The 4,093-nt window shown below is 62.1% G+C and carries 3 protein-coding genes; all 3 read left to right on the top strand.

What is annotated here, in order from left to right; genetic code table 11:
* Positions 1 to 100: 100 nt before the first annotated feature.
* Genes AC58EF_RS28200 through AC58EF_RS28210 form a run of 3 tightly spaced genes read left to right on the top strand, consistent with a single transcriptional unit; the run spans position 101 to position 3,914 of the window.
* Positions 101 to 1,315, top strand: coding sequence for a tyrosine-type recombinase/integrase (locus AC58EF_RS28200; protein WP_497279673.1), 1,215 nt, complete (start codon positions 101 to 103; stop codon positions 1,313 to 1,315).
* Positions 1,306 to 3,438, top strand: a complete 2,133-nt coding sequence (locus tag AC58EF_RS28205; RefSeq protein WP_497279674.1) for a tyrosine-type recombinase/integrase — start codon at positions 1,306 to 1,308, stop codon at positions 3,436 to 3,438. Before AC58EF_RS28200 ends, AC58EF_RS28205 begins: the two co-directional genes overlap by 10 nt.
* Positions 3,435 to 3,914: a hypothetical protein gene (locus tag AC58EF_RS28210; protein ID WP_497279675.1), complete on the top strand. Its 480-nt coding sequence runs from the start codon at positions 3,435 to 3,437 to the stop codon at positions 3,912 to 3,914. The genes AC58EF_RS28205 and AC58EF_RS28210 overlap by 4 nt, the downstream gene beginning before the upstream one ends.
* The last annotated feature ends 179 nt before the right edge of the window (positions 3,915 to 4,093 follow it).

Genomic DNA, 4,093 nt, shown 5'->3' on the forward strand with positions numbered 1-4,093 from the left:
ATTATGTTAATAGCGATACCACAACTGTCCATGTAAACTGTGTCCAGTGTGATGGAGAAAGGCTTGCAGTCATGGGGCTCTTTCAACAGTATCTGCAACCGTGTCCACTTCGTATTTCACGACGCCCTGGCAGGCTGCGCGCATCGAAATGCCCGGTGGTCGCCGGTCGTGGACGGTATTGGATGATGACGGCGATGTCGTCGAGTGCCTTCGTCACTGGATCGTCCATCTCGAACAAACCCACGCGTCACCAAACACGATCCGGGCTTATGTGCGTCACGTTGTGGACTTCGCGAACTTCATTGCCGCCAACGGCGCCGGCATCCATGAAGCCACGGTTGCGCTGTATGACAGCTTCCTTGCATGGCGGCTCGCACGCCGAAAGGATGCGCTGCCAAGCCCTCGGCTGATCCTGCTGCGCAAGCAGGAAACGCGGGTTCTGGCACCATCGACGCGCAACCAGATCCAGCTCGCGGTCAAATCGTTCTACCGCTTCTATAACGGCACCGACGACTTCGCGGTCGATACGGCCGAGGTCACGAAGGCCTATGACGGGCACCGGACCTACAAGCCGTTCCTCGAGCATATCAGCCAGCGACGCACGACGCGGCGCAAGGACCGCTATCTCTCGGGCGATCCCGGCCGGGTCCAGCAGCAGGTGCTCAAGAAGCGGCTGACGCCGAGCGAGGTTCTGCGGCTGATCGAGGCTTGCGGGCTCGCGCGCGACGCGTTCCTGATCGTGCTGCTCTACAATACGGGCCTCAGGATCGGTGAAGCGCTGGGCCTGCGCCATGTCGATATCGATCTCGCCGAAAAGGTCATCTGGGTCGTTCCGCGCGAAGACAATGCCAATGAGGCCCGTGCGAAATCGGGCCGGACGCGCGGTGTGCCAGTGCACGACTACGTGCTCAACATGTACGTCGACTACATCACCAGCGACGAATATCTGCCGGCCTTCGAGTCCGGCACCGAGTACGTCTTCGCCAATGTCAAAGCCGGCGTCATCGGGCACGCCATGAGCCTGTCCTACGCGCAGAAGCTCGCGGGCTTGCTGGAGCAGCGCACCCATATCGCCTTCAGTTGGCACATGTTCCGCCACAGCCATGCATCCGAAGCGATCGCGGCGGGATACAGCCTGCTCGAAGTGGCCGACCGGCTCGGACATGCGAGCCCGCAGACGACAGCGGCGTTCTACCAGCACCTGTTCGCCTCGGAAATCCGCAGGCTTTACCTCACGGGTCCAGACGAGGTGCATGAAAGACTTGAGAAACTTCGCGAGGCTGAGCTGCTCGGAAAGGATCTGCGATGGGCCTGACCCCGCTGGCGCTCGTCGGCGGCACACCGCACGATACCGATCGCTACAACAACTGGCTTGAGGGGCGCCTCTCGGAAATATCCCCCCTTCTCGTCGCCAATCCCGTCTGGTCCGACGCGATGATGAGCGAGGTGTTCGGACATCCCTGGCTGAGCCAGACATACGCAAGCTTGCCGCTTCAGGCTGCGGTTCTGGTACTGACCAACGAGATCAAGGCCTACCTGGCGGCATCCTTGCTCGACGATCGCAAGGCGGACGCCCACTGGTTCCAACGCCGGATCCCGGTGATCCGCTATCTGGTCGAGGAAGGCGCGGACCTGCTTCACCACTTTGAGGCGGGCTGCCTTGCCGACATCCCTCACCCCGGCTTCGCGCCATCGGATGACGAGGGGGTGCGCAAACCGAACCACCACAACGATGCAGTGCTGGAGCGCTACGCCGCCTGGTATGGTGCGAATTATGGACGGCGCAGGCAAAGCCAGACCCGCCACTGGATCCGGGACGGCGAAATCGTCACCGGCGAGTTCCGCTCACCGGAAGTACAGCTGTTCGGCGATATCCATCGCTTCTCGATCATCAGCCGGGCGCAGATGGCGCCGATGCACGACCGCGACATCATCCTGCTCAACGATCTCTACAGCGAGGAGGACACGCGCTTCCGTGACCGGCAACGGCGGAGCGACACCTATATCAGCTTCCTGAACTTCGAGCCGTGGTTGCGCCCGCTGATGCGCGGCTTCCTGCTCGACAAGGTCGCGCATGGCGAACTTGCGCCGGCGACTATAGCTGGAATGCTATCGCGCTTGCGCCTGTTCGCCCGGTTCTTGCGCGAACAAGGCATTGTCGCCCCCGAGCAAATCAATGAGCCGACGATGGAGCGTTACCTGGCATGGGGAAACGCGCGCAATGCCGCCGGCAAGAACTGGTACACTGACATCGTCCAACTGATGCGGGCGGCACCGGTGCTGCTACCGGGGCAATGGCCGCGGATCGCGCTCGACAAGCGCGCGGCGCGGCGCATCCGCTACAAGCAGGCACCGGATGACCCGCGCAACCGGCTCTACGCTTCGCGGGAGGGCGCCAACCGGGCGGCGCCTCCCGAGGCCTTGGCCGCGATGGTGGCCAGGCTCGATGAACTGCCCGCCCCTATCCCGGTAATCTTCATGATCGGGATCACCACCGGTGCGCGAGCCGAAGACCTGCATGCCCTGCTCTTCGACTGCCTGCGGCCCGATCCCCACGACAAGCGGTTCATGCTGTTCACGTTCTGGCAGAACAAGGTCAGCCGCTGGAACACCAAGCCCTTGCTGGCGACCGATTCCGCGCACCGGGCCATGATCGAGTTGATCGAAGCCCAGCGGGATCGCGTCCGGCAGCGTCATGGCCGCGCCACCAAATACCTGTTCCCCGTCTTTTACGGCAAACGGGAATCGTTCCTCGGTTACAACTGGACCTTGCAGGAGCTCAGGATGCTGTGCCTCAGGCACGGGATCGTCGATGGCGAAGGCAAGCCGTTCGACTTCTCGTGGCATCCGCTGCGCCACCATCGAGGGACGCAGATGGCCGCCGAAGGCCACGATATCCTGAGCATCATGTTCGAGCTCGGCCATGCCTCGCCGGATATGGCGTCGATGTACGTCAACAAGCGTCTCGACCTCAAGAAGAACGCCTTGCTGCGCAAGGGTGGCGGCCAGTTCTTCACGATCGCGGGCAAAGTCGACGAAGCGGTTGGCGATCTCCTGCTGCGCAAGGAAACCATGCTGGCCACCCGCGTCTGCGGCGGCGCCTGCACGCTGCCAGGGCAACTCGGCGAATGGTGCGAGCATGCCCACGCCTGCCTGACATGCCGGTTCTTCCGCGCCGATGGTGACGACGTGGAGCACTTCCGCTGCGAGCGGGCCGGACTTTACGCCGCGATCGAAGGCCTGGAGCAGGAAGCGCAGAACTACGAGGAAGGCGGGCAGACCCGCATGGCCGACATCACGCGCAAGCGCCTGCAACGCAACAAGGATGCGGTCCACAACACCGACACCATCATCCGCTCCATCGAGGAACGCGGTCTCTACAAGGGTGAAAAGCAGCGCTACAGGCCGGCCGCTGCTCGGGAGGAAGCGACGTCATGACCATGGGACCGGATCTGCGGATCGCAACACTCAACGATGCCCGCAGCCGTCGTAGCGCTGAGAAGCGCGCCGCGGTCGAAGATGCGATCATGCGGCTGCGCGACACCAGGCAGGCTGTGACGTTCGTCTCGGTGGCCCGTGAAGCAAAGGTCAGCCGCCAGTACCTCTACAACAACTTCGCCGACGAGATCGGTGAGGAACGCGTCGAAACCCGCGCGGAAACCGAGGTTATAGACGGCAAGAAGGTTCCACTGCGAACGCCTGAGGAATATCGGCACATCGAAGCGGCACTCCGCAACAAGATCGAGCGCCTTGAGACCGAGGTCCGGGATGCCCGTGCCGAAAGGGCCAAGGCGGACCGAACGGCCGAGCGTGAGCGCGGTAAGGCGGAATACTGGCGTCAGCTCTACACGGCTGTCCTCGCACGTGTATCACCGGGACAGTCGCCCGAGCCGCTGCCCTCCTCCGAGGACTGAACCGCCACGCAGCAATCGGGTTACGATCAAGGGAGTTGGAAGTGAGCCGCCTACGGCGTCTTACACTTCCAACTCCCTTGATCGTCCAAATTATGAGCGAAACACAATGGACAGGCTCATCGCCTGCAAACCATTGAAACTACGGTATAAGACACGAATTGGTGTTGAGATATGTTAAA

Source organism: Sphingobium sp. WR1 (assembly GCF_059693745.1).